Below are 25,321 nucleotides of genomic sequence, written 5' to 3'. Positions count from 1 at the left end.
GTCCCTTCGTACGCCGTCCAGGGCTTTGCCTGCCTTTTGCCAGTGGGCCATTGTTGCAGCCTGCTCCGACAACGGCGCGTCAGGCCGCCACAGTGGTCACATCAGGCCACTACTGTCGCGCGGAAAATCGTGCCAGGGCCGGACACTTCGGCCTTTTCGCCCGCCGGTACGAAGACGGACTGGCCGGGGGCGAGCGTGCTGCCGTCCGCTCGTACGGAACCGGCCGTGCACAGCAGGATCTGCGGGGTCGCGGCGGTGAGGTCGTGTGGGGCCGCGTCCTGGGGCAGGACATAGCGGGAGAGGCGGAACTCGTCGATGGGGGTCTCGTAGACCTCCTCGCCGTCGGGGGACGCCTCCGGGCGCAGTACGCCGGGGTCGCTCGCCTCGAAGCGGACGACGCGCAGGAGTTCGGGGACGTCGACGTGCTTGGGGGTCAGGCCGCAGCGCAGGACGTTGTCGCTGTTGGCCATGATCTCGACGCCCAGGCCGTTCAGGTACGCGTGCGGTACTCCCGCGCCGAGGAACAGGGCCTCGCCGGGCTGGAGTTGGACGTAGTTGAGGAGCATCGCGGCGATGACGCCGGGGTCGCCCGGGTAGTGGTGGGCGATCTCGGCGTACGGGGCGTAGGAGCCGCCGAGGCGGGCGCAGGCGGCCGCGGCCTCGGTGACCGTGTGGGCCAGGTCGTCGCGGTCGGCAGAGAGCAGCGCCGTGAGGACCTCGCGCAGGGCGGCCTCTTCGGGGTGGGCGCGCAGCAGGTCGACGTACGGCTTGAGGGAGTCGACATCCAGGCCCGCGAGCAGTTCGGCGGCCTCGGCGGGGGCGCGGAAACCGCACAGGCCGTCGAACTCGGTGAGGGCGCAGATCAGTTCGGGCTTGTGGTTGGCGTCCTTGTAGTTGCGGTGCGGGGCGTCGATGGGAATGCCGCGGCGTTCCTCGTCCTCGTAACCCTCTTGCGCCTGTTCGAGGTTGGGGTGGACCTGGAGGGAGAGGGGGGCTCCCGCGGCGAGGATCTTCAGCAGGAACGGCAGGCGGGGGCCGAACTTGGCGACGGCCGCGCGGCCGAGTTCCTTCTCGGGGTCCTCGTCGATGACCTCGGTGAGCGGACCGCGTTCGGTGCGCGAGGGTGCGCCCGGGTGGGCGCCCATCCACATCTCCGCCTGCGGTTCACCGGTCGGCGCCACGCCGAGCAGCCGCGGGATGGCGGTGGTCGAACCCCAGGCGTAGGGGCGGATGGTGTTGTCGAGGCGGTCCATGGTGTGTGCTTTTCTCCGTACGTACGCTGCTCAGCGGGCGTTTCTCACCACGCGGAGGTCCGGTGCGGGCTACCCCGTGTGCGTCAAGGTCAGGCGCCTGAGGCGAGCGCCAGGTAAACGGCGGCGAAATCCGTGATGGCGATCAGCTCGGCGAGGGTCTCGAGTTCGCCGCCCTCCTCGGGTTCGATTTCGCTGATCGCGGTGTCGTGGCTGAGGGCGAGTTCGCGGGCGGCCGGGGCGGCGGTGAGGCCGCCTGTCGGGCGGTCGCGCAGGAGCACCACGCGCGCGTGGATGGCCTGTTGCTCCTCCACGCGGTCGCGGAAGAAGTCGTCGGGGTCCGCGCCGGCGGCCAGCGCGCCGGCCAGCAGCGCGGTGTGCGCGGCGAGCGCCTCCGGCAACTCGGCGGTGAGCGCGGGGCGTCCGGCCAACTCGGCGAGCGCAGCGGCGAAGCGGCGGCCCGCCGGGCCCGCGGACGTGCCCTCGGTCCAGATCACTGGGAGCGCCTCGGCGAGTTCGGCGGCGAGGGTCTTGGCGGGGTTGCTGTAGGTCGCGATCGTCGGGCCGCAGCGCTCGGCGATACGGTCGAGGCGGTCGGCGACCTTCTGGACGGCCTCCGGGGGCGCGGTGAGCAGGCCGGTGCGGTCGAGGAGTACGAGCAGCGGGGTGAGCAGCGCCCACAGGACGCCGGGGGCGGACGCGGCCGCGACCTCCTCCCGCTCGTACGGGGTGGTTGCCAGCGGTACGAACAGGCCGTGCGCGCCGTCCACCGACTCGGGCAGCGGGGAGTGGGCGGGGGCCACGGCGGCGACGGTGCAGCCGCGCCGGTAGGCCTGTTCGATCAGGAGTGAGAGGCCGGGCTCATAGCCGTCCGGGGTGGCGATCAGGAGCAGGTCCACGGGGCCCGCCCAGCCGGGGAGCTCCCAGCGCAGGGCGCCCGCGTCCGCGGCGACGCCGGTCGGGCTCAGCCGGGTGACCGGGCAGCCGGCTCCGGCGAGGGTGCCGAGCAGGTCGGCGACACAGGTGGCGGCGGTGCCTGGGCCCGCGATCAGGACGGCGCGGGGGCGGCCGTCCGGTTTGAGCTCCGGGATGCCTGCCTCGGCGGCGTGCCGGGCGGCGGTGCGCACATGGGCGCCTGCCTCGGCGGCGCCCCTGAGGAGGCCGCGGCGGTCCGCCTGGGCCAGTGCCTCGGGAGCGTCGAACAGCGATTCGTCGAGCATGGGCGGCAGCCTCCGATCGCCGGGTCGTCGTTACGCGGGGCGGCGGGCCTCGTCGACGAGCAGTACGGGGATGCCGTCCCGGACGGGGTACGCGAGGCCGCAGTCGTTGCTCGTGCAGACCAGCTCGCTCTCCTGCTCCTTGAGCGGGGCGTGGCAGGCCGGGCAGGCGAGGATCTCCAGGAGGCCGGCTTCGAGCGGCATGGGGTGTCCTTCCGAACGGGTGGATGCGGCCTGGTCAGGGTACCGCTGTGGGCGGGGGCGCGGCGCTGGCCTGTGGGGGGGGCGCTGGGCCTGGTCGACGGGTGTGGGGCGCCGGCCGGGTGGGGATGGGGGTTTCGGGTTTCTCGCCCCCTCCGCCCCTACCCGACCCTTGTAGCTGGGGGCTGCCGCCCCCAGACCCCCGCTTCGCGCTGAACGCGCTCGTCCTCAAACGCCGGACGGGCTGAACGACCATTGTCAGCCCCTGATGATCTCCAGCACCTCGTCCCGTACCTTCGCCATCGTCGCCTCGTCGCGTGCCTCTGTGTTGAGGCGGAGCAGTGGCTCGGTGTTGGAGGGGCGGACGTTGAACCACCAGTCGGCGGCGGTGATCGTGAGGCCGTCGAGTTCGTCGAGGGTGATGTCCTCGCGGCCCTCGTAGGTGGCTCTGATCGCGGCGAGGCGGGCCTTCTGGTCGTCGACCGTGGAGTTGATCTCGCCGGAGGCGGCGTAACGGTCGTATTCGGCGACGAGCCGGGAGAGCGGAGCGTCCTGGCCACCGAGCGCGGCGAGGACGTGGAGGGCGGCCAGCATGCCTGTGTCCGCGTTCCAGAAGTCGCGGAAGTAGTAGTGCGCGGAGTGCTCGCCGCCGAAGATCGCACCGGACGTGGCCATCTCGGCCTTGATGAAGGAGTGGCCGACGCGGGTGCGGACGGGGATGCCGCCGTGCTCCCGTACGACCTCGGGCACCGACCAGGAGGTGATGAGGTTGTGGATGACCGTGCCGCCGGGGTGCTTGGCGAGCTCGCGGGCGGCCACCAGGGCCGTGATCGCGGAGGGCGGGACCGGGTCGCCCTGTTCGTCGACGACGAAGCAGCGGTCGGCGTCGCCGTCGAAGGCGATGCCGAGGTCGGCGCCCTCCTCGCGTACCCGCTTCTGGAGGTCGACGATGTTCGCCGGGTCGAGCGGGTTCGCCTCGTGGTTCGGGAAGGTGCCGTCCAGCTCGAAGTACATCGGCACCAGGTCGAGGGGCAGTCCGTCGAAGACTGTCGGGACGGTGTGCCCGCCCATGCCGTTGCCCGCGTCGACGACGACCTTCAGGGGGCGGATGGAGGCCAGGTCGACAAGGCCGCGGAGGTACGCCGCGTAGTCCTTCAACGTGTCACGCTGTGTGATCGTTCCCGGTGTGACGTCCGAGGGGGCCGGGGGGCCCGAGTCGAGCCAGGACTCGACGAGTTCGCGGATCTCGGAGAGGCCGGTGTCCTGTCCGACCGGGGTCGCGCCCGCCCGGCACATCTTGATGCCGTTGTACTGGGCGGGGTTGTGCGAGGCCGTGAACATGGCGCCCGGCAGGCCGAACGCGCCCGACGCGTAGTAGAGCTGGTCGGTCGAGCACAGCCCGATCTCGGTGACGTCGACACCGCGCGCCGCCGCACCGCGCGCGAAGGCGCGTGACAGACCGGGCGACGAGGGCCGCATGTCGTGCCCGATCACGATCGCCTCCGCGCCGGTCACCTGGACGAAGGCCGCCCCGAACAGCTCGGCCAGCGGCTCGTCCCACTGGTCGGGGACCACACCGCGTACGTCGTACGCCTTCACGAGCTGCGACAGATCAGCAGTCACGGCCAACCCTCCAGAAGTCCACTTAGGTCGCCTCAAACTACCTGTACGGACTGACAGTCCGGTGTGCTGCGGCTCAGCGGATGCGCATCCGTCACCTGGGGGCTTCTTTCGTCACCTGTGGGGACTCGTCCGTCACCTGGTGGTAACGCACCGCGTCACGGCAGCTCTCGTTCCGTCACGACAGCCGCCGTCGTTCCCGCAGGTGACCCTCGTTCTGTCAGGGCAGCATCCAACCCAGGACCGGCGTGCTCTGCCCCGCCACGATCAGGCACATGATCAGCAGCAGCCCGAGACTCCACGGCAGCACCTTGCGCAGCAGGTCGCCCTCGCGGCCCGCGAGTCCGACCGCCGCGCAGGCGATGGTCAGGTTCTGTGGCGAGATCATCTTGCCGAGGACGCCGCCCGAGCTGTTGCCGGCGGCGAGCAGTTCGGGAGACAGCCCCGACTCCCTGGCCGCGCTCACCTGGAGAGCACCGAAAAGGGCGTTCGCCGAGGTGTCGGAGCCGGACACGGCCACGCCGAACCAGCCCAGGACCGGTGACAGGAAGGCGAGTCCCGCGCCGGCCGCCGCTACGAAGTGGCCGATCGTGGCGGCCTGCCCGGAGAGGTTCATGACATAGGCGAGCGCCAGTACGGACGTCACGGTGAGGATCGCGAACCTCAACTCGTGCACGGTCGCGGCCCATTCCTTGACCGCCACGCGCGCGTGCACCCCGAGTACGGCGGCCGTGCACAGCCCCGCGAGCAGGACGAGCGTGCCGCCGGTCGACACCAGGGGCAGCGTGAAGACATTGCCGCCGACCGGTTCGCCGTCCGGATTGACCACGTCCAGGAAGGGCCAGTCGAAGACACGGGTCGCGCCGGCCAGCCAGTCCTTCACAACAGGGATCTGGGCGATGGAGAAGATGACCACGATCAGCGCGTACGGGGCGTAGGCGCGCACGACTTCGGGCCGCGGGTCCTCCTCGTCCAGGTCCTCGCTCCGTACGCCGGTCAGAACCGCCACCCGTACGGGCTCGGCGGCCGGCCTGCGCGCCCCCGGTACGGCGACGAGGGCGCCCGCGCCCACCAAGGCGGCCCCGATGTCGGCGAGTTGCGCGGAGACGTAGTTGGAGGCGGCGAACTGGGCGACGGCGAAGGCGGTTCCGCACACGAGGGCGGGCACCCAGGTCTCGCGCAGCCCGCGCCGCCCGTCGACCAGGAAGACGAGGACGAGCGGTACGACCAGGGCCAGCAGTGGCGTCTGGCGGCCTACTACGGAGGCGACGGAATCCAGGGGCAGGCCGGTGACTTGGGCGAGCGTGACGACCGGGGTGCCCATCGCGCCGAAGGCGACCGGAGCGGTGTTGGCGACGAGCGCGACCACCGCCGCGCGCACCGGGTCGAAGCCGAGCGCGACCAGCATCACCGAGCAGATCGCGACCGGGGCGCCGAAGCCCGCGAGAGCTTCCAGGAGGGCGCCGAAGCAGAACGCGATCACGAGCGCCTGGATGCGCGGGTCGTCGGACAGGCGCCCGAAGGAGCGGCGGAGGATGTCGAAGTGCTGGGTGCGGACCGTCATCCGGTACACCCACAGGGCGTTGACGACGATCCACAGGATGGGGAAGAGGCCGAAGACGGCCCCCTGAGCGGCGCTGGAGAGCGTCTGGCCGACCGGCATGCCGTACGCGAGCCCGGCAACCAGCGTGGCGGCCAGCAGGCCGATCAGTCCGGCCTGGTGGGCCTTCATGCGGACGCCGCCGAGCAGGATCAGGACGATGACGAGGGGCAGGGTCGCGACGAGGGCGGACAGGCCGAGTGAACCGGCCACGGGTTCCAATTCCTGGATGTACACGGGCACCTCCTCCGATTCCGCGATACGGAAAGCGGTTTCTCACGGGCGGAGGAATGGTCGTGTCCGCGACAAGTGCGCGTCAAGACCTCTGCACCGCCGGGTGAAACGTGCACGGAACGTGCACCGAGGGGAAGTCGCTCTCAGGGATAGGGGGTTCGGCCAGGCGAACAGGAGCGAGGAGCTCAGGAGTCGGGCGAGCGCAGCACCCGCAGATGGCCGCGGCGCGCGACCTCCATCGGGTCCACCGTGCGTGCGTTGCCGCCACCGGCCCCCGCGGCGCGCTGCTGCGGACGGGCTGCCTCGCGTACCGCGTTGGCAAGCGCTTCCAGGTCGTCACCGGTGGGGCGGGAGGGAGCGGAAGAGTCGGCGAGCCGGACAACCTCCCAGCCGCGCGGCGCGGTGAGGCGCGCGGAGTGCTCCGCACACAGGTCGTAGCAGTGGGGTTCGGCGTAGGTGGCGAGCGGGCCGAGGACCGCGGTCGAGTCGGCGTAGACGTACGTCAGCGTCGCGACGGCGGGGCGGCCGCAGGCGGTGCGCGAACAGCGACGTACAGGGCTCACGACGTTGGACGGTACCGCACTCCTGAGCGGGCCGCGACGACTCTCTCCCAGGTCACCCCACCGTGTCGTGCCGTGAGAACGCCCACATGGGCCTCCGTGCACCCGGCCCTGACCTGGGGCGACATCGGGCGCCGCGATGCCGAACAGACCTGAAACCGATTACCACTTGGTGCAAAACATGTCAATTGCCATGCCAGGGGCGGTCTTGGAGGATACGGAATCGAGCCAACCTTGGCTGGAACGATCATCCGGCGACATCAGGAGTGGTCACCGCGCATCATCCGGAACGGCCACGCGCACCATCCACAACGACGACGCATGACATCCGGAACGGCACGCGTGACATCCGGAACGGCCGCACCTGGCGTCCGGAACAGCCACGCGTCGCGTCCGGCACGTCACGGACCGGGATCCCGAGCGGCCGCGGGCAAGATCCCCGCGCCGCCGGAGGTCCGCCGCGTGGGGGTCGGGCGCACGCCTCTGACGAGGACTACTCTTCGTCAGTGATGGACAACCCCGTACCGCCCCGCGCCGCCGCACCCGGGCCCCGCCGTCGTGATCGCCATGGCAGGGGCATGCGTGGCCCCGTCGCGCCTCCCCAGGTGCCGCTCGCCGCGAGCCGTGCCGAGGCGTTCGCCGACCTGGTGCAGGACTCCGTGGAGCGGCTGGAGCGGCGCTGGCCGCAGCTCGCCGACATCGATTTCGTCGTCCTTGAGGTGCCCCGCCTGGAGGGCTCGGGAGACGGCTGGGCCGACGAGTCGGTGCCCCTGGGCGGCACGATCCCCGAGCGCGAGGGCCACCCCGCGCGCGTGGTCGTCTACCGGCGCCCCGTCGAGATCCGCACCAAGGGCCGTGACGAGCGTGCCGCCCTGGTGCACGAGGTCGTCGTGGAGCAGGTCGCGGAGGTGCTGGGGCTCACTCCGGAGACCGTGGATCCGCGGTACGGCGAGGACTGACTCCCCGGCGACCGGGTGCCACGCGCGCGCGGCACCCGCTTTTCTCCGGCCGGCCTACTTCTGCAGTACCGAGAGATCCTGTTCGGCCTCCGGGACCGCCACCGTTCCGTGGTCGTCCGGAAGGGTCTGGATGGTGAAGCCCGGGATGCCGTTCACGCCGGCGGTGAGCATCCGGGAGGCGTAGACGGAGCCTCCGGAGACCGGCTCGACGGTCAGCGCGTACGTCCCCTTGAGGCCGCTCGGGACCGGCGCCTCGATGTTCTGCGTCGTGCCGCCCTTGATGGTGAACGTCTTCGTCACCGCCGTACCACCCTCGCTGCCCGCGGACGCCGTGACCTTGACCTCGGCGGCTTCGCCCGGGGCGGTCAGGGCGAGGGTGGAGGCCTTGGAGGTGTTGTCGGCGACCGTCGCGCGCGTGCCCACCGGGCTGGTCGCCGGGATGAACGCGGTCTCCTGCTTGTCGCCCTTGCCGCGTACGACCTGCAAGGCGGCGACGACCGGGACCGAGGTGCCGGTGGGGGTGAGCACCAGGGAGCCCGCTTCGCCGCGCGTCAGGTCGCCGAGGTCGGCGGTGGCGGTCATGCCGGACTTCACGTGCAGGGTCTCGTTGCCCGCGGGCGTGATCAGGCCCGTGGGCGAGGCGAGGCGCACCTTCAGGTCGGCGTCGGTGGCGCCGGGCGCGAAGGCGACCAGTCGCACCTCCGTGGCGTCCTTCGGGATGCCGGGCAGCACGAGGCTGCCCGCGGGGTCGGTGGAGGCGGCCAGCCAGTCGCCGCCGATCTTGTCGTCCAGGGCCTGCACGGCGGCGCCGACGCGACCGCTGCGGACCGTGACGTGCACGGTGAGGTCCGCCTGCGGGTCGCCCGTCAGCGTGTTCAGGAGGAGCGCGTCGCTGGAGTGCGGCTGGACCGTGATGCCCTCGCCCAGCGTGGACTTGAGGGCGCCGTCCTTGCCGTACAGCTCGATGTCGACGACGGCGGCGGAGTCGTCCGGGTTGGTCAAGTGCACATAGTCGGTGCGGTCGTCGGCGGTGCTGGCGCCCGGGAACCAGAACTCGGTGTCCGGAGCGGTGCAGTTGGTGCCGAGCAGGCCGCGGCCGGTGCCCGCGGCGACCTGCGTGGTCTCCTGGACGGTCCAGCCGGGCGCGAACCTGCCCTCGGCGGTGCCGACCAGGGCGGGCGCCTCGGCACCGGAGTTGTCGCCGGTGGCCGGCTTGCCGGGCTCCTTGACCTCCAGGACCGGCTTTTCGGCCTTGTCGTCGGCGCCGCCGTCCGCCGATTCCTCGGTCGCGACCTGCAGTTCGGCCTTACCGCTGTCGCCCGTGCCCTCGGAGACGGGCGTGAAGGACGTGTACGCCGTCTCCGCGAGGTCGGAGGTGCTGGGCTGCGGGCAGAGCAGGCTGGTGCGCTCGACGGGCAGCAGCGCGGCCGCCTTCACGGCGGTGTCGTCCGACGCGTCCGGCACGCTGAGCACGGCGAAGCCGGTGACGGCGGCCAGCGCGGTCGTGCCGACGATCAGGGACAGGGTGGTGCGGTTCACTGCTGGCTCCCGTCGAGACGCTCACTGTCAGGGCCGTACGGCGGCTGCGGGGGCATCTGAGGCTGCGGGGGCTGCGCCGACGGGTCGTACGCGGGGTCGTAGCCCTGGCCGTTCGCGTCGTAGCCCTGGTTGTACGTCTGGTCGTACTGCGTCTGGCCGCCGTATGCGTACGGGTCGTACTGGCCGCTCTGGTAGGGGTCCGCCTGGTAGGGCTGCTCGTACGTGCCGGTCTGGTACTGCTGCTGGCCTTGGTACTGCTCGGCGCCGTAGGTGCCGTACTCGGCGGGCGCGTAGCTCGGGGTGTCCCACTCGCCGTACGCCTGCTGCTGCGGGACCGCGGCCGGCTCCAGTGGGACCTCCTCCTCCGGAGGAGGCAGGGTGCCGTCGTCCTGTGCGGTCTGCTCGGCCTCCGCCTCCGCCTGGGCGCGCAGACGGCGGGCGCGGCGGCCGTCACCCGTGACGTCCTGGGCGAGGACCTCCTCCTCTTCGGGGAGGTCGTCGTCGACGTCACGGCGGCGCCCGGGCAGGGCCATCACCACGAGGACGACGGCGAGGGCGCCCTGCGCCCACAGCCATGCGGTGTGGCTCAGCGGGGCCTCGAAGGTGACATCCAGCTTGCCGCCGCCGGTGGGCAGTTCGAAGCCCTGCGCCCAGCCGTCGACCGTGGTGCGGGTGAGCGGCTTGCCGTCCAGGGTCGCCGTCCAGCCCTCGTCGGCCGTGTCGGCGAGGCGCAGGATGCGGCCGTCGGCGCCGGCGGGGATGGTGGTGTGCAGTTCGACGGGTCCGGCGGCGATGGACAGCGGGTCGCCGGTCTTGGGGACGATGGCGGCGCGCGAGACCTGCCGGTCCACGCGCCACAGGGCGCTGCCGTCCCTCTGGCTGAGCCGGCTCAGGCCGGGCGTGGCGTCCAGGACGCTGGTCATTTCACGGGGCGCGCCCTTGTGGACGAGGACATAGCGCACGGCGAAGTCGCCGAGTTCGTCGGCCTGGTCGGCGCCGGAGCCGGCCACCAGGTTGGCGACGACCTTGTCCAGCTGCTCGTTCTCACCTTCCGCCGCCGCGAGTTCGGCGTCGCCGAGGCGGGCGCCGGAGCCGCGGACCAGGGTGTAGCCGACCTCGGCGGTCGACCTGCTGTCGAGGACGAGGGTGCGTGCCTGGTCGCGGGTGCCGCTCTCCTCGGCGACGAAGGCGGGCACCTGCACCGGGTCGCGGCGCTCCAGAGGCCCGTCGGCGCCGCCGATCATCCAGCCGGCCGCGACGAGCAGTGGCCCCGCGGCGGCGGTGAACGCGATCAGCACCGCCACCGGCTGGCGCCAGCCGAAGCTCTGTTCGGCCACGCGTGAGCGTGCCCCGTCGGCGCCGACCGCGGCGGCTGCGAGCAGCGCGAGGCCGTAGACGAGGGTCGCCGGGCCGGCCCAGGCGGAGCTGTTGGACAGTGCGGCGAAGACCATCGCCACCAGGGCGACGGCCCAGGCCGCCCAGATCCCCGCCTGGCGCTCGGTGCGCAGCAGGGCGGCCAGCGCGGCCAGGACGACGCCGATGAGCATCAGCCCACTGACGGTCCCGGGGCCGCCGGGGCTGGCGCCGAGCAGGTCGAGCGCGGACGCAGCGCCGGACCCGTACTCCAGACCGGCCTCCTTGAAGAAGCCGAACGGGAGCAGCGTCAGTGACCAGGGGGCGAGGACCAGCAGCGGGGTGCCGAGCTGGGCCAGGAAACGCAGTCCGTGGGTGGGGATCTCGTTCCTGCGCACTACGAGGAGTGCGATTCCCAGAACCAGCGCGATGGGCCACACGATCGGCGTGAAGGCCGTGGTGAACGTCAGCAGCAGGGCGTACGCCCAGGTGGCGCGCCAGCTGCCGCGCGCACCGGAGGAGTTCGTCAGCCCGCTTGCGGCGATGCCCGCGCGCGCGAGGAGCGGCAGCAGGATCGCGAGGACGGAGGTGCCGATGTGGCCGCTCGCGAGCGCGCCCGTGGCGGCGGGCAGGAAGGCGTACACGATGGACGCCCAGGCGCGCAGCAGGCGGGACTCGACGAGCGGCCGTGAGGCGAAGTACGCGGTGAAACCGGCCAGCGGTACGGAGGCCACCAGGAGCACGGTGACCGCGAGCCCGGTGGAGCCGAAGAGCAGCGAGGACAGCATCGCGACGAGCGCCAGATACGGCGGAGCCGTCTGTGTCCCGCCCGCGCCCACCGCGTGCCAGCCGTCGAGATAGCGCGACCAGAGCTCGGAGGCGTCGCCGGGTGCGGGCAGCAGCGCGCCGCCCGCGAGCGCCCCGCCGCCGACCAGCGCGCGGCAGGCGATGAGCGAGACGAAGAGCAGTACGACGAAGAGCACGGGTCCGGGCTTGCGCACGACGCGCTTGACCCGGCCGAACTGCTCGACCTCCAGGAAGTCGGCGTCGTCTCCGCCGGGCCCGGACTCGACCGCGCCGCCGTGCCGTCCGGCGCCGGTGGTGGCCTCGGGGTCGGAGCTGCCCACGAGGCTGCTCGCGGCCTGCTCGATGGTGGCCCGCACGGTGGCGCCCGGCGGCGGGAACAGCGGGCGCAGCTCGTCCTTGTCGACCTGCGGGCGGCCGCGCGTGCGGCGGCCCGCGAGGATCCGCTCGGGGCGCAGCAGCGTCCCGAGGAGCCCGCGGATCTCGTCGACGGCCTGTCCCGGGACCTTGCCGACGAGATACGCGACCGTGCGCAGCAGGGTGCCCAGGACCAGCCGGAACAGGATCCAGGGCAGCTCCGCGGTACGGGCGTTGACGAGGAGGGTGTAGGTGGCGCCCGCCTTGTCGACCTTGTGCGGGGAGGCGGCGGTGCGGCCCACGCAGTCGACGGTGCGGCGCTCGCGGGAGGAGGCCTCGGCATGTCGTACGACCGCTTCGGGGGCGACGAGGACGTTGTGCCCCGCGGACCGGGCCCGCCAGCACAGGTCGACGTCGTCACGCATCAGGGGCAGCCGGCGGTCGAAGCCGCCGAGTTCCTCGAAGACATCGCGCCGGATCAGCATTCCGGCGGTGGACACGGACAGCACCGGGTGTACGTGGTCGTGCTGGCCCTGGTCCTGCTCGCGGCGGTCCAGGCCGGTCCAGCGGCGGCCGGAGTGGGCGATGGTGACGCCGACTTCGAGGAGCGCCCGGCGGTCGTACCAGCCGCGGAGCTTGGGCCCGAGCACGGCGACTTCCTTGCCGAGCTCCGACTCGTTCTCCACGACCCGCAGCAGTTGCGACAGGGCGTCCGGCTCCGGTGCGCAGTCGTCGTGCAGCAGCCAGAGCCACTGTTCGGGCTCGCCGTACGGGAGCTCCGGCATGTCGTACGCGTCGTCGCGCCAGGTGCGGGTGACGGGGTCCCAGCCGCTGGGGCGCTTCAGGTAGGGCAGGTCGTCCGGGGTGAGCACACCGGCCGTGCGGGTGGCCTCCTCGACGGCCTGGCCGAAGCCGGTGCGCCGGGCGAGGTGCACCACGCGGTCGGCGCCGAGCGCCTCGGTGAGCAGCTGGGCGGAGTCGTCCGCGCTGCCGGTGTCGGCCGCCACCGCGTTCTGCACGGGGCGCTCCTGGCCGAGCAGCCCGGCGAGCGCCTCGGGCAGCCAGCGGGCGCCGTCATGGGAGACCAGCACCGCGGTCACCACGTGGCGCGGGAACTCAGGAGTGGCAGCGTCGTGTTGGCCTGCCGTATGGCTGTGCACGGACATCGAGGTACGGGCCCCGGTTCGATGGACTGCGGTGGACGCCTGTGCCCGCGGGGAGCAGTGGGACGTCTCGGACGGAGGCCCACACTAACGGCTGGGCAACACAGCGGCCCGCCGCCTGTGGATAACCCACCTGCGACGGGCCGTTCGTTACGTCTCGGTACGTAGGGATGTGCGCCTTCTGGCCGGACAAGGGCCCTCTTCAGGCAGCGTCGTTCACGCCTGGACGGCGGCCCTCTTCAGGCAGCGTCGTTCACGCTCGGACGGCAGCCTTCTTCAAGCAGCGTCGTCCAGGCTTAAACGGCAGCCTTCTTCAGGCGGCGACGTTCACGCTCGGACAGGCCGCCCCAGATGCCGAACCGTTCGTCGTTGGCGAGCGCGTATTCGAGGCACTCGGAACGGACCTCACAGGCGAGGCAGACCTTCTTGGCCTCGCGGGTGGAGCCGCCCTTCTCGGGAAAGAAGGACTCGGGGTCGGTCTGGGCGCACAGCGCGCGCTCCTGCCAGCCGAGTTCCTCGTCCGCGTCGTCGACCAGCAGTTGCTGCACCAGCTCGGTCATGTGCGCCCCTCGTCTGTCTTTCGCGTCCCCGTGATGCTGCCGTTACCGATTTCGGCTGAACGACACGAGTGAAATTACAAGTGTGCCGATCCGGGCCAGTCAAGCCGAGATCTGCTATTGGGCCCCTTATTCACTCTGCGGAACCAAGGCTATGCGGAAAGTGTTCAAATCGGCATAAACCCTGACGGCCGAAGGTGCCCAGGCCGGACCCCCGCCCCCTTCAGAGGGGAGGACGCCCAGGAGTTCGATCTCGTTCCGACGCGAACAACGAAGCGAACCGGATCACATTCGAATCACGGGCCCGCGGCGAGGATTGTGCGCCCGGTTGTGCGCCATGTGTCCGGGGCGGCTCCTGAACAAACCTTTCGCCTCACAGATGAACCGGATGTGGTGAAACATCTCCCACATGGCGGGCCCGAAGTTGACAGTCGAGGTGTGAACCGATGTGCTTGTGGGCATGCTCGCGAACTTGGCGCTCACCTCGACCCGCACTGCCGGGTCCCACGGTGCTGTCCCCGCTCGCTGTAGCTGTTGTTGCTGTTCCAGCTGTTGAGCCGTACCGCGCTCCAGCCGGCGCTCCGTAGCGGAGCGACCCCCCGCCCGCACCCGGGCGACACCCCCCGTCCGTGACCCGGGCGGAAATGGTCCGCGACACCCCAGCACTCTCCCGCCGAGGAACCACCGCACCCCATGAACAGCGACAGCGACCTCCAGATCGCCGGCGACATCCTCGAAGTACCGCATCTGCTCCAGCCGCCGCCCGAACACCCGTCCACCGTGGCCGAGTTCGCCGGCCTGGCGCGCTCCATCGCCGCCGACCGCTCCCAGTGGGAGCACCTCGTCCGGTACGACGCCACCTCGCGCTGGTACCACCGGCTCAGCACCGGGCCCGGCTACGAGGTGTGGCTGCTCTCCTGGGTGCCCGGACAGGGCAGTGGGCTGCACGACCACGGCGGCTCCTCCGGCGTACTGACCGTCCTGGACGGCACGCTGACCGAGCGCACGGAACGCGGCACGCGCGCGTTGGGCACCCGTTCGCAGCGGGTGTTCGCGCCCGGTTACGTCCACGAGGTCGTCAACGACTCCCTCGAACCGGCGGTGAGCCTGCACGTGTACTACCCGGGCCTGACCGAGATGCCGATGCACGCCGCCCGGTGCGCGGTCGCCGAACTCTCGGGTCCGCCCGCAGCCGAGTCTCGTACGGCTGAGGTCTCGTAACCGCCTGCCGTGTTGTCGTACCCGCCTGCAAGACTGATTCCCATGCGCATTGTGGTTCTGGCAGGCGGTATCGGTGGTGCCCGGTTCCTGCGTGGTCTCAAGCAGACCGCGCCGGACGCCGACATCACGGTCATCGGCAACACGGGGGACGACATCCACCTTTTCGGGCTGAAGGTCTGTCCTGACCTCGACACGGTGATGTACACCCTCGGCGGCGGCATCAACGAGGAGCAGGGCTGGGGTCGGGACAACGAGACCTTCCACCTGAAGGAGGAGCTCGGGGCGTACGGGGTCGAGCCCGAGTGGTTCGGGCTCGGCGACCGGGACTTCGCGACGCACATCGTGCGGACGCAGATGCTCGGGGCGGGCTTCCCGCTCAGTGCCGTCACCGAGGCGCTGTGCGACAGGTGGAAACCGGGCGTCCGCCTCATCCCGATGTCCGACGACCGTATCGAGACCCATGTCGCCGTCGACATCGACGGTGAGCGCAAGGCCATTCACTTCCAGGAGTACTGGGTGCGGCTGCGGGCCTCCGTGCCGGCCGAGGCCATCGTGCCGGTCGGCGCCGAGCAGGCCAAGCCGGCGCCCGGGGTGCTCGAAGCCATCGCCGAGGCGGACGTCATCCTCTTCCCGCCGTCCAACCCCGTCGTCTCCGTCGGCACGATCCTCGCCGTGCCCGGCATCCGGGAGGCGATCGCCGACGCGGGCGTTCCCGTGGTCGGCCTCTCCCCCATCGTCGGTGACGCGCCCGTACGCGGCATGGCCGACAAGGTGCTGGCGGCGGTGGGCGTCGAGTCCACGGCCGCCGCGGTCGCCGAGCACTACGGCTCGGGGCTCCTGGACGGCTGGCTCGTCGACACGGTGGACGCCTCCGCCGTGGAGCGGGTGGAAAGTGCCGGGATCCGCTGCCGGGCCGTGCCGCTGATGATGTCCGACCTCGACGCGACGGCGCAGATGGCGCGTGAGGCGCTGACGCTGGCGGAGGAGGTGCGGGCATCTTGAGCAGCACAGGGCTCCCTCCTGGGGAGGGGTTCGCGGGTGGTGAAGGTTCGGAGGGGTCCGCTGGGGTGGGTGCCTCCGGTGCCACACCCGGCTATCGGGTCTGGGCGTTGACCGGGCTTCCCGAGGTTCGCGAGGGCGATGACCTTGCCAAGTTCATCGCCTCGGCCGAGCCGGGGCTCGTCGACGGTGATGTGCTCCTCGTCACATCCAAGATCGTGTCCAAGGCGGAGGGACGGATCGTCGAGGCCGCCGACCGTGAGGCCGCCATCGACGCGGAGACCGTCCGGGTCGTGGCGCGCCGCGGAGCGCTGCGGATCGTCGAGAACCGGCAGGGGCTGGTGATGGCCGCCGCCGGGGTCGACGCCTCCAACACCCCTGCCGGAACCGTGCTGTTGCTCCCCGCGGACCCCGACGCCTCCGCACGCACGATTCGGGACGGGCTGCGGGACGCCCTCGGCGTGGACCTCGGTGTCGTGATCACCGACACCTTCGGGCGGCCCTGGCGCACCGGGCTCACCGATGTCGCCATCGGGGCCGCGGGCGTCCGGGTCCTCGACGATCTGCGCGGCGGCACGGACGCGCACGGCAATCCGCTGAGCGCGACCATCGTCGCCACCGCCGACGAGCTGGCCGCCGCCGGTGACCTGGTCAAGGGCAAGTCCGCCGGGCTGCCCGTCGCCGTGGTGCGCGGGCTGCCGCACGTGGTGTCCAAGGACGACGGGGAGGGAGCGCGGGCGATGGTACGGGGCGGGCGCGACGACATGTTCCGGCTCGGCACCTCGGAGGCCGTACGGGAGGCGGTGACCCAGCGGCGTACCGTACGGGCCTTCACCGACGAGCCCGTCGACCCCGGTGCCGTACGACGGGCCGTGGCCGCGGCCGTCACGGCGCCCGCGCCGCATCACACCACTCCCTGGCGATTCGTTCTCCTGGAGTCCGAGGAGTCCAGGACGCGACTGCTCGACGCCATGCGGGACGCGTGGATCGCGGATCTGCGGGGCGACCGGAAGGCCGAGGAGTCCATCGCCAAACGGGTGCGCCGCGGGGATGTGCTGCGCAACGCGCCGTACCTCGTCGTGCCGTGTCTGGTGATGGACGGGGCTCATGCGTACGGCGACATACGGCGGGACGGTGCCGAGCGCGAGATGTTCGTGGTCGCCGCCGGAGCGGGCGTACAGAACTTCCTCGTCGCGCTCGCCGGGGAGCGGCTCGGCTCCGCCTGGGTGTCGTCGACGATGTTCTGCCGGGATGTCGTACGAGAGGTGCTGGGGCTGCCGGAGGGGTGGGACCCGATGGGGGCGGTGGCCGTGGGGCACGCGGCGGCGGAGCCCAGGGCGCGGCCCGAGCGGGACGCCGGGGAGTTCATCGAGGTGCGGTGACCCGTACGTTCGGGGCGGGCGGAGCGCCTACTCTCGTACGGCATCCAGAGCATCCCGAGTTTCCCGAGCATCTCCAGGACCCCCCAAGACCTCATAGGACCTCATTCGTGGCCGGACGCTTCGCTCCTCGGCCGACGCGCACGACTGTGCGCGGCGGGCATGTCGTGGTGCCCGGTGGCGTGCCGCGGCCCGCGGCCGCACCCGGGCGCACGCGTATCTGGACGCCGCCCTGGCCTCTCGACCTCGGGCTCGTGCTCGGCCCGCTGCGGCGCGGACCGGGCGATCCCACCTTCCGTACGACGCCGGACGGGTCCGTGTGGCGGGCCTGCCGGACGCCCGCCGGGCCCGGGACGCTGCGGGTCGCGCTGCGCGGCGGGGTGGTTCACGGCGAGGCGTGGGGAGCGGGGGGCGAGTGGTTGCTCGACCGGCTCCCGGAGTTGCTCGGGGCGCTGGACGATCCGGAGGCCTTCGAACCGCGGCACCGGCTGGTCGCGGTCACCCGGCATCGGCGGCCGGGGTTGCGGCTGGCCCGTACCGGGCTGGTGCTGGAGTCGCTGATTCCGTCCGTGCTGGAGCAGAAGGTCACCACGGATGAGGCGTACCGGGCCTGGCGGTTGCTCGTACGGAAGTACGGGGAGCCGGCGCCGGGGCCCGCGCCGGAGCGGATGTACGTCATGCCGGCGGCGCGGACCTGGGCGTTGATTCCCTCCTGGGAGTGGCATCGGGCCGGGGTCGACAACAAGCGGGCTTCTACGATTCTTCGGGCCGTACGGGTTGCCGCGCGGCTTGAGGAGGCGGTGCTGTTCGACCCCGTGCGGGCGCAGGCTCGGCTGGAGTTGGTGTCCGGGGTGGGGCCGTGGACGTCTGCGGAGGTGGTGCAGCGCAGTCATGGGGCGGCGGATTCCGTCACCGTCGGGGATCTTCATCTGCCCGGCATCGTGGGGTACGCCCTGACCGGCGATCGTGACGCGGACGACTCCGTGATGCTGGCGTTGCTGGCGCCCTATGCGGGGCAGCGGCATCGGGCGGCTCGGCTGATTCTGTTGTCCGGGCGGGCACCGGCTCGGCGTGTGCCGAAGATGCCTCGGGGGGATATCGGACGGCTCTGAGCGGGGCGCGGGGCGGGCCGAGTGCTTTTCGCCCCGTCCGCCCCTGCCCGTCCCTTGTTCCTGGGGGCTGCCGCCCTCAGACCCCCGCTGTCGTCCTGAACGGCCTCGTCCTCAAACGCCGGACGGGCTGAAAATCTCCAGACCCGGCCGCCGGTGCTACTGGTCCGACGAGAAGCGGATCGAGCCCCCCGGGATCCTGGCGTCGCACCACACCCGTACACCCTCGCGGAGTTCGTTGTCCGGGCCGATCTCCGCGCCGTCGCCGATGACCGTGCCGGTGAGGATCGAGCGTTCGCCGATGCGGGCGCGGGCGCCGATGAGGGAGTCGGTGATGACGGCGCCGGGTTCTACGACGGCGTCGGAGAGGATCGTGCTGCCCGTGATGCGGGCGCCCTCGCCGATGTGCGCGCCCTCGCCGACGACCGTGCCGCCGGTCAGCTTGGCGTCCGGGGCGACGGTGGCGGTGGGGAGGACGAGGCGGTCGCCGCAGCGGCCCGGGACTGCCGGGGAGGGGGCGCGGCCGAGAACCAGGTCCGCCGAGCCCCGTACGAAGGCCTGCGGGGTGCCCAGGTCGAGCCAGTAGGTGGAGTCGACCATGCCCTGGAGGTGGGCTCCGGTGGCGAGGAGTTCGGGGAAGGTCTCGCGCTCCACCGAGACGGGGCGGCCCTCGGGGATCGTGTCGATGACCGAGCGGCGGAAGACGTACGCCCCCGCGTTGATCTGGTCGGTGACGATCTCCTCGGGGGTCTGGGGTTTCTCCAGGAAGGCGGTCACACGGCCGGTGGCGTCCGTGGGGACCAGGCCGAACGCGCGCGGGTCCTCGACACGGGTGAGGTGGAGGGAGACGTCCGCACCCGTCGTCTCGTGGGTGCGGACCAGGGCAGAGATGTCCAGCCCGGTCAGGATGTCGCCGTTGAAGATCAGGACCGGGTCGTCGGGGCCCGAGTCCAGACGGGAGGCCACGTTGCGGATGGCGCCGCCGGTGCCCAGTGGCTCCTCCTCGGTGACGTACTCGAGGTGGAGGCCGAGCGAGGAGCCGTCGCCGAAGTAGGGCTCGAAGACCTCGGCCAGGTAGGAGGTCGCCAGGACGACGTGTTCGACGCCCGCCGCCCTCGCCCGCGCCAGCTGGTGGGTGAGGAACGGGACCCCGGCCGCCGGAACCATCGGCTTGGGGGTGTGCACCGTGAGCGGGCGCAGTCTGGTGCCTCTGCCGCCGACCAGGAGGATCGCTTCTGTCACCTGTCGTCTCTGCTTCCTGCCGGGACCGGCCGAAGTGTGTTTCGGCCGGCCAGTGTATGCAGACCGTTCGATGGCGCTTTCGACTGCCGGCGGTGCGGTCCTCCCGTGCTGCCGGCCGTTCTACCTGCCCTGATACTTGGCCGCCGCCTTACGGGCCGTGCCGAGTTTGCTGTACAGCTGCCGGCCCGGGCACTCCGTGCTGAACCCGTCCCGATGGCCGGAGATCACGTTCAGTCGTACGTTCTTTCCTTTTTTGTAGAGATTGCCACCGCCGGACTTCAGATATGTCTTTCCGCGCGGATTGACCCCGAAGAGGCCGAGCTTCCATGCCGTGAGCTTCGCGATGGCGGTGACGGCGGATGCGGACGGCTTGCTCTTGCCGAAGCTGCCGAGGACGGCGATCCCCATGCTGTCGGTGTTGAAACCGAGAGTGTGTGCGCCCGTGACGGCCTTCGCCACGCCCCCGGCGCGGCCTTCGTAGATGTTTCCGCACTTGTCGACGAGGAAGTTGTAGCCGATGTCCCGCCAGCCGCTGCTCACTACGTGGTAGCGGTAGATACTGCGGATGACCGAAGGGACCTGCGAGCAGCTGTAGTTGTTGCCCGAGGCGGTGTGGTGCACGAAGGCGGCCTTGACCTTCTTCGAGTAGACGAAACCGCGCTCGCGCAGCTTCTCGTTCGCGCCCCAGCCCTTGCGCGTGATGATGCGCGGACGCGGGCCGATGTACGGCTTCACGCGCTGCTCACCCGGGCGCTCGGCGAGGAGTTCGCGCTCTGTCTCCTGCTGGGAGAGCGCGGGGATCACGTTCGGGGCGAGCTCGGGGATCTCGGTGGCGCTCGTGGGGTCGAGGCGGCCGGTGTCGACAGCGGCGTACCCGGCGTACGCGGCGGAGAGTGCGCCGGCTCGTGGGGCGCGCACCTGTGCGCCGGAGCGCGAAAGCCCCGGTTGTGCGTCGGTGTGGGGGGCGTCCGGCTGCGCGCCCACGGATGCGGCGTCGGCGCCGGGCGCGACAAGTTCGAGACGCAGCCCCCTGGGGAGCGGCGAATCGCCCGCTGTCGTCGCGCGCTCGTCCACCTCCGCCTGGACGCGCACCTCGACGCCGTCCGAGTCGCCCACCCACAGCGGCGCCGTGGATCCGCGCACCCGGCCCGAATCACCTTCGGCGGTGTCCGGGTCGGCCGCGTGTTCGTGGTTGTGCGTCTCGACGTCCTGCCAGCCCGACCAGTTGCCGGTGGCGGCGGCCCGGGTACGGACCTCGACTCGGCCGTGCAGTTCGCTGTCCGGATTGTCCCAGACGATGCCGACGAGCGAGAAGGGCCGTACGTCGCGTCGGGTGAGCCCTTGTTCGGGGGCGGCGGAGCCGAGGGCGCGCTCGCCGGTGAGCGGGACGAGCGGCAGCGACTGGGTACTGCCGGGGGCGGCGAGTTCGGACGTCACCGCCGATGGGCCGGCCTGCGCCGGAGCGGACAGGGCCAGCGGCAGGGCGAGAGCGGCCGCACAGGTGACGCTGACCGAGGAAGCAAGGAATCCATGCATGCCCCTGATCCTGGACATAGTCATACATATCTGTCTATCCGGGAATTGACGGACCGTCGGGCGTCACTCGTCCGAACCGGTGGCCCGGCAGGCCGGACCCGCACCCGCCGCACACCCTCACCCGCGTACCCTTGCCCGCGTGAACGCCACCGACCGCACCCCCGCCGACCTGCTGCGATCCGCGCTCGCCACGGATCCCGCGCGCCCCCTGGTGACCTTCTACGACGACGCCACGGGCGAACGGATCGAATTGTCCGTGGCCACCTTCGCCAATTGGGTGGCCAAGACCGCCAACCTGCTCCAGAACGAGCTGTCCGCCGAGCCCGGCGACCGGGTCGCGCTGCTGCTGCCCGCGCACTGGCAGACGGCGGTCTGGCTGCTGGCGTGCTCCTCGACAGGTGTCGTCGCCGATGTCGGGGGCGACCCGGCCGCGGCGGACCACGTCGTCGCCGGACCCGGCGAGTTCGAGGCCGGCCTCGCCTGCTCCGGCGACCGGATCGCACTGTCGCTCGCACCGCTGGGCCGGCGCTTCCCGACGCCACCCGCCGGGTACGCCGACTACGCCGTCGAGGTGCCGACGCAGGGGGACCGTTTCCAGCCGTACGCGCCCGTGGACCCGGAGGTGCCCGCGCTGATTGTCGCCGGGGCGGAGTACACGAGTGCGGAGCTCGTCGAGCGGGCGCGTGCTGATGCGCCCGCGCTCGGGCTCACGGGGCCCGGGTCCCGGATCCTGTCCGCGCTGCCGTACGACACCTGGGAGGGGCTCAGCGCCGGGCTGTACGCGGCGCTCGCGACCGGCGGGTCCGTGGTGCTGTGCCGTCATCTGGAGCAGTTGGGCGAGGATGCGCTGGCCAAGCGGATCGAGAGCGAGAGGGTTTCGGCGACGGCTCGGTGACGCCGTCGGTTGCCTACGGGCCGCCTGTGGCTGGTCGCCCGGTTCCCGCCCCCCGGGGTCATCCGTTCGGCCCATCAGCGCCCCGCCCCCACCCCCGCCCCACGCCATGGTCGTAGGAGCAGGACACGCTCGTACGCCATGAGGGGTGGACCCAGACGTGACCGACACCGCGGGCACGCCCTCCGGGGCGCCTGAGCAGACGGCCACTCCCGGCGCCCTGGGTCCCGGACTCGGCTCCACCCCCACCGGCGCCGGTGTCATACGTCGCCGCAGGCGCTGGCTGCGTCATACCGCGATCGGTGTCGCGGTCGTGCTGCTCGGGGCCGCGGGGACGGGCTGGGCGGCGTACGAGAAGCTGAACGGGAACATCACGGCGGACAACGACGCCGCGACCGAGCTCGCCCGGTACGAGAAGGAACGGCCCACCGCTCTGGTGCGCGGCGCGCAGAACATCCTGTTGATCGGGTCGGACTCGCGGGCCGGGGACGGCAACGCGCAGTACGGGCGGGACTCCGGCACCGAGCGGTCCGACACCACGATCCTGCTGCACCTCGCCGCGGACCGGCGCAGCGCGACCGCCGTCTCCCTCCCCCGCGACCTGATGGTGGACGTACCCGGTTGCCGCCGCCCGGACGGCACCCGCACCGAGCCGATGTTCGTGATGTTCAACTACGCCTTCCAGGCAGGTGGTTCGGCCTGCACGATCCGTACCGTCGAGAAGCTCACCAACATCCGCGTCGATCACCACATGGTCGTCGACTTCAACGGTTTCAAGGACATGGTCGACGCGGTCGACGGCGTCCGGGTGTGCCTGAAGGAGCCGATCGACGACAAGGAAGCCATGCTCAAGCTGCCCGCGGGCAAGGTGACGCTCAACGGCGAACAGGCCCTCGGTTACGTCCGCGCCCGCAAGAGCATCGGCGACGGCAGCGACACCGACCGGATGGACCGGCAGCAGGGCTTCCTCGGCGCGCTCGTCAACAAGGTGCGGAGCAACGACGTCCTGCTCAATCCCACGAAGCTCTATCCCGTGCTCGACGCGGCCACCTCCTCACTCACCACGGACCCGGCGCTGGCAAGCCTGCGCGGGCTGTACGACCTCGTGCGCGGGATGCGCGACATCCCCACGGAACGGGTGCAGTTCCTGACGGTCCCCCGGACGTCGTACGTCTACAACGCCAATCGCGACCAGCTCGTGAAGCCCGAGGCGGAGAAGCTCTTCACGCGGCTGCGGGCGGACGCGCCGGTGGCGGTCGCGAAGGATCTTCCGGAGGATTCAGCTGATTCCGCCGCAAAAAGCTCGTACGAGAGCGGGCGTGAGAGCAACGGCGAGGGCGACGGCGAGAGCCATGACGCGGACGCCTTCGATTACTCGTACGGGGACGGAAAACCAGGCGGAAAGGGACCCGGCGGAGCCCCGCGGACTCCCGACCCGGCGCCGACTTTCCGGGGGAACACGGCGGCCGAGGACGCGTGCGGGTAAAGCCCACGTCAAGGCAGGGAACAGTTGAGCTTAGAACTCTTTGAGAAATAGGGCGGATTGCCCAGTTGTAGGCAGGTGGAATTTCTCACTGTCGTCGCTTGACGCTGAACTGGGCGGATAGTGTGAGCGATCCGGTGCACCCGGCCTTCAGGTCTGTCCTGCGGTCGTGCACTGCTGGACCGAGTGACCGAGCGCCTTTATGTAGGGGGAAATAAGGCGCCGCGTGGCCCCGACGGAGGACTCAAGAACCGTGGACGCGCAAGGCCGTGGGCGGGCGGACGATATCGACCCCGCAGACCAGTGGGTACTCAACCCGAACACCGGCGACTACGAACTGCGACTGCGGCCTTCCGCACCGCAATCACCAGTCCCCGGTCCTCGCAGATCCGCCCGTGGCGCGGGTGCCGTCCCGACGGACAACCGCAGCGCACCGGTCCGGGAGCCCGGTGATGCGCCCGGCGGCGTTCCCGACACCGATGTGCCAGGGCCGCGCAGGCGCCGCGGTGCGCCTGCCGAGCCGCCTCCGGGGCGACGGCGGGGGCGTACCAAGCCGAAGAAGTCGAAGGCGAAGAAGATACTGCTGTGGACCGGCGGCACGATGGCCCTCGTGCTGGTCGCCACTTCCGCCGCGGGGTACTTCTACCTCAAGCACCTTGAGGGCAACGTCCAGACGACGGACGTCGGCAGCGCGGGCGCGAGCGGCTTCAGCAAGGACGAGGCCTTCAACATCCTCATCATCGGTACGGACAAGCGCACCGGCGAGGGCAACGAGGACTACGGAGACGCGGGCAGCGTCGGGCACGCCGACACCAACATCCTGCTGCACGTCTCCAAGGACCGCACGAACGCGACCGCGTTGAGTATTCCGCGCGACCTGATCGTCGATGTTCCGGACTGCCCGACCGTGCAGTCCGACGGCTCCACCAAGGTCATCTCGGGCACGACCGATGTCCGCTTCAACACCAGCCTCGGTCAGGACGGCCGGGACCCGGGCTGCACGATGCGCACGGTCAAGGAAGTCACCGGCATCACGGTCGACCACTTCATGATGGCCGACTTCAACGCCGTCAAGACGCTGACCACCGCGGTGGACGGCGTCGAGGTCTGTCTCGCCAAGGACGTCGACGACCCCGACTCACATCTCAAGCTCTCCGCCGGCAAGCACACGATCGAGGGTGAGACGGCGCTCGCCTTCCTGCGCACCCGGCACGCCTTCGGCAACTCGGGCGACCTCGACCGCATCAAGGTGCAGCAGCAGTTCCTGGCCTCGCTGATGCGCAAGATGGCCTCCAGCGACACCCTCACCAACCCGACCAAGCTGCTGAGTCTGGCCGAGGCGGCCACCAAGGCGCTGACCGTGGACACCGGTATCGGCAAGGTCAGCACGCTCAAGGACGTGGCCCTGGAGCTGAAGAAGGTGCCGACGAAGAACATCACCTTCCTCACGACGCCGGTCATCGACAACCCCGCCGAGAAGACCCCGGTAACGGTCGTCGTCCATCCGAACGATGCTCAGCCGGTCTTCGACATGATCAAGGACGACGTGTCGTTCACCGAGGTGGCGGCGCAGAAGAAGGAGGAGGCGGCCTCGGTCGCCGCCCGGCTCAAAGGCACCCAGTCCGCGGCCGCCGACGTCCGGGTCAACATCTACAACGGCGGCGCCCCCGCCGGCTCCGCACAGGAAACACTTAACTGGCTACAGAATGATGAGGGCGTGCTCAAGTCCAGCCAGCTCGGCAACGCCGAGGCGACGCTCAGCAAGACGACCCTCGAGTACTCGCCCGACCAGGCCGATCAGGCACGCAAACTGGCCGATCTCATGGGGTTGTCCGGCTCGGCGATGAAGCCTGGAAAGAGCGAGACGAACGACCAGGGTCTGCCCGCGATCGTGCTGACCCTGGGCAAGGACTTCAAGGGCGCGGGGGTGTCCATGACCGCTCCGACAACGGCGCCGGACACGGTCGAGAAGTCCACCGCGGACAAAACAGTGTGCGCCAGCTGATGACCTAACGGGTCCGTCAAGCGTCCAACAGGACGAGAGCG

At 71.0% G+C, this 25,321-nt stretch carries 19 protein-coding genes; 8 read left to right on the top strand and 11 right to left on the bottom strand.

Going from position 1 to position 25,321, the window contains the following annotated elements; translation table 11 throughout:
- Positions 1–101: 101 nt before the first annotated feature.
- The 6 genes from manA to ACIPC1_RS29635 form a co-directional block, all read right to left on the bottom strand.
- Positions 102–1,253: a mannose-6-phosphate isomerase, class I gene (gene manA / locus ACIPC1_RS29660; RefSeq protein WP_402522331.1), complete on the bottom strand. Its 1,152-nt coding sequence runs from the start codon at positions 1,251–1,253 to the stop codon at positions 102–104.
- An 89-nt stretch (positions 1,254–1,342) separates the two neighbouring features.
- Entirely contained in the window at positions 1,343–2,470 is a 1,128-nt protein-coding gene (locus ACIPC1_RS29655; protein WP_402522328.1) for an SIS domain-containing protein, read from the bottom strand.
- Positions 2,471–2,500: 30 nt separating this feature from the next.
- Positions 2,501–2,671, bottom strand: coding sequence for a Trm112 family protein (locus ACIPC1_RS29650; protein ID WP_365442229.1), 171 nt, complete (start codon positions 2,669–2,671; stop codon positions 2,501–2,503).
- Positions 2,672–2,926: 255 nt separating this feature from the next.
- Positions 2,927–4,291, bottom strand: a complete 1,365-nt coding sequence (locus ACIPC1_RS29645; RefSeq protein ID WP_402522324.1) for a phosphomannomutase/phosphoglucomutase — start codon at positions 4,289–4,291, stop codon at positions 2,927–2,929.
- Between the two features lie 217 nt (positions 4,292–4,508).
- Complete coding sequence (locus ACIPC1_RS29640) at positions 4,509–6,125, bottom strand: L-lactate permease (protein ID WP_402522322.1); 1,617 nt, start codon at positions 6,123–6,125, stop codon at positions 4,509–4,511.
- Between the two features lie 182 nt (positions 6,126–6,307).
- Positions 6,308–6,736 (bottom strand): DUF3499 domain-containing protein, encoded by a 429-nt coding sequence (locus ACIPC1_RS29635; protein ID WP_402522421.1) that lies wholly within the window; start codon positions 6,734–6,736, stop codon positions 6,308–6,310.
- Between the two features lie 455 nt (positions 6,737–7,191).
- On the opposite strand from ACIPC1_RS29635, the gene ACIPC1_RS29630 reads away from it, so the two are divergent.
- Positions 7,192–7,641, top strand: a complete 450-nt coding sequence (locus ACIPC1_RS29630; RefSeq protein WP_402522419.1) for a metallopeptidase family protein — start codon at positions 7,192–7,194, stop codon at positions 7,639–7,641.
- Positions 7,642–7,695: 54 nt separating this feature from the next.
- Here the strand turns inward: ACIPC1_RS29630 and ACIPC1_RS29625 are convergent, their stop codons facing one another.
- From ACIPC1_RS29625 to ACIPC1_RS29615, 3 genes are all read right to left on the bottom strand, one after another.
- Positions 7,696–9,180 carry a DUF5719 family protein gene (locus ACIPC1_RS29625; RefSeq protein WP_402522320.1) on the bottom strand — a complete coding sequence of 495 codons (1,485 nt, stop codon included), beginning with the start codon at positions 9,178–9,180 and terminating at the stop codon, positions 7,696–7,698.
- Positions 9,177–12,860, bottom strand: coding sequence for a glycosyltransferase (locus ACIPC1_RS29620; RefSeq protein WP_402522318.1), 3,684 nt, complete (start codon positions 12,858–12,860; stop codon positions 9,177–9,179). The genes ACIPC1_RS29625 and ACIPC1_RS29620 overlap by 4 nt, the downstream gene beginning before the upstream one ends.
- 293 nt (positions 12,861–13,153) lie before the next feature.
- Complete coding sequence (locus ACIPC1_RS29615) at positions 13,154–13,417, bottom strand: WhiB family transcriptional regulator (protein ID WP_003975777.1); 264 nt, start codon at positions 13,415–13,417, stop codon at positions 13,154–13,156.
- Between the two features lie 690 nt (positions 13,418–14,107).
- Between ACIPC1_RS29615 and ACIPC1_RS29610 the strand changes: the two genes are divergently transcribed.
- From ACIPC1_RS29610 to ACIPC1_RS29595, 4 genes are all read left to right on the top strand, one after another.
- Complete coding sequence (locus tag ACIPC1_RS29610) at positions 14,108–14,635, top strand: cysteine dioxygenase (protein WP_384383054.1); 528 nt, start codon at positions 14,108–14,110, stop codon at positions 14,633–14,635.
- A 42-nt stretch (positions 14,636–14,677) separates the two neighbouring features.
- Positions 14,678–15,637, top strand: a complete 960-nt coding sequence (cofD, locus tag ACIPC1_RS29605; protein ID WP_384383053.1) for a 2-phospho-L-lactate transferase — start codon at positions 14,678–14,680, stop codon at positions 15,635–15,637.
- A 65-nt stretch (positions 15,638–15,702) separates the two neighbouring features.
- Positions 15,703–17,016: a coenzyme F420-0:L-glutamate ligase gene (locus tag ACIPC1_RS29600; protein WP_402522315.1), complete on the top strand. Its 1,314-nt coding sequence runs from the start codon at positions 15,703–15,705 to the stop codon at positions 17,014–17,016.
- Positions 17,017–17,123: 107 nt separating this feature from the next.
- A complete protein-coding gene (locus tag ACIPC1_RS29595; RefSeq protein WP_402522313.1) occupies positions 17,124–18,125 on the top strand; it encodes a DNA-3-methyladenine glycosylase family protein in 1,002 nt (333 codons plus the stop codon).
- Positions 18,126–18,281: 156 nt separating this feature from the next.
- On the opposite strand, the gene ACIPC1_RS29590 is transcribed toward ACIPC1_RS29595, so the two are convergent.
- On the bottom strand, positions 18,282–19,364 hold the full coding sequence (locus ACIPC1_RS29590; protein ID WP_402522311.1) for a sugar phosphate nucleotidyltransferase: 1,083 nt from the start codon (positions 19,362–19,364) through the stop codon (positions 18,282–18,284).
- A 120-nt stretch (positions 19,365–19,484) separates the two neighbouring features.
- Positions 19,485–20,900, bottom strand: a complete 1,416-nt coding sequence (locus ACIPC1_RS29585) for an N-acetylmuramoyl-L-alanine amidase (RefSeq protein WP_402522309.1) — start codon at positions 20,898–20,900, stop codon at positions 19,485–19,487.
- A 139-nt stretch (positions 20,901–21,039) separates the two neighbouring features.
- Here ACIPC1_RS29585 and ACIPC1_RS29580 point away from each other — a divergent pair, with 139 nt between their 5' ends.
- The 3 genes from ACIPC1_RS29580 (at position 21,040) to ACIPC1_RS29570 (ending at position 25,280) form a co-directional block, all read left to right on the top strand.
- Positions 21,040–21,795: a TIGR03089 family protein gene (locus ACIPC1_RS29580; RefSeq protein ID WP_402522307.1), complete on the top strand. Its 756-nt coding sequence runs from the start codon at positions 21,040–21,042 to the stop codon at positions 21,793–21,795.
- Between the two features lie 157 nt (positions 21,796–21,952).
- Positions 21,953–23,278, top strand: coding sequence for an LCP family protein (locus ACIPC1_RS29575; protein WP_402522305.1), 1,326 nt, complete (start codon positions 21,953–21,955; stop codon positions 23,276–23,278).
- Positions 23,279–23,528: 250 nt separating this feature from the next.
- The gene (locus ACIPC1_RS29570) at positions 23,529–25,280 is read left to right on the top strand and encodes an LCP family protein (RefSeq protein WP_402522303.1); all 1,752 of its coding nucleotides are present in this window, start codon (positions 23,529–23,531) and stop codon (positions 25,278–25,280) included.
- Positions 25,281–25,321: the final 41 nt, after the last annotated feature.

It is taken from the genome of Streptomyces sp. NPDC087263 (genome assembly GCF_044744645.1).
Lineage (GTDB): Bacteria > Actinomycetota > Actinomycetes > Streptomycetales > Streptomycetaceae > Streptomyces.
This window is presented reverse-complemented; position numbering and strand designations above follow the sequence as displayed.